Here is a 787-nt window from a genome sequence, read left to right as displayed (position 1 = left end):
TAACCCCGGTGGCAAGGGCTGGCAACCAGGGTGTAAAGGGAGTCCCCACATCATGACCTGCGACTACATCAAACTCGCCAACAACGGTATCCAGCAGCTCAAGCCCTACGAACCGGGCAAGCCCATCGAGGAACTGGAGCGTGAGCTGGGCGTCACTGATATCGTCAAACTGGCCAGTAACGAGAATCCTCTGGGCGCGAGCCACAAGGCGTTGCGCGCCCTCAAGCATCTGCACGAGCTGCATCTGTATCCGGATGGTGCCACGTTTTCTCTGAAAGCTGCGCTGTCGGCGAAGCTGGGTGTGGACAGCGCGCAGCTGACACTGGGCAACGGCTCCAACGATGTGCTGGACCTGATTGCCCGGGCCTACCTGCAGGAAGGCGACGAAGCAGTTTTTTCCGAATACGCTTTTGCGGTGTACCCGATTGTAACCCTGGCCTGCAACGCCAAACCGGTGCAGGTGCCGTCCAATTTGTTTGGCCACGACCTGGCGGCCATGGCGGAAGCGGTGACCGAGCGCACCCGGGTCATCTTCGTGGCGAACCCCAACAACCCCACCGGCACCTGGTTTAACACCCATGCCCTGGACGAGTTCCTGTCACGGATTCCCGAGCGGGTGATCGTGGTGCTGGATGAGGCCTACGTGGAGTACGTGGAAGAAAGCCACTATCCGAATGGTATTGAGCGACTGGCCAAGTACCCGAACCTGGTTGTTACCCGCACCTTCTCCAAGATCTACGGCCTGGCTGGACTGCGGGTGGGTTATGGCATTTCCAGCCCGCAGATT

At 59.5% G+C, this 787-nt stretch carries 1 protein-coding gene; it reads left to right on the top strand.

The annotated features are described in order from the left end of the window. Window positions 1–52: 52 nt before the first annotated feature. The coding region (locus tag A3730_RS05940) for a histidinol-phosphate transaminase (protein WP_063537706.1) at window positions 53–787 on the top strand (735 nt) is incomplete at its 3' end.

The sequence above is a fragment of the Alcanivorax sp. HI0044 genome (assembly GCF_001634945.1).
Note: the sequence above shows the minus strand (reverse complement) of the source record. Positions and strands in the feature narration are given on the sequence as shown.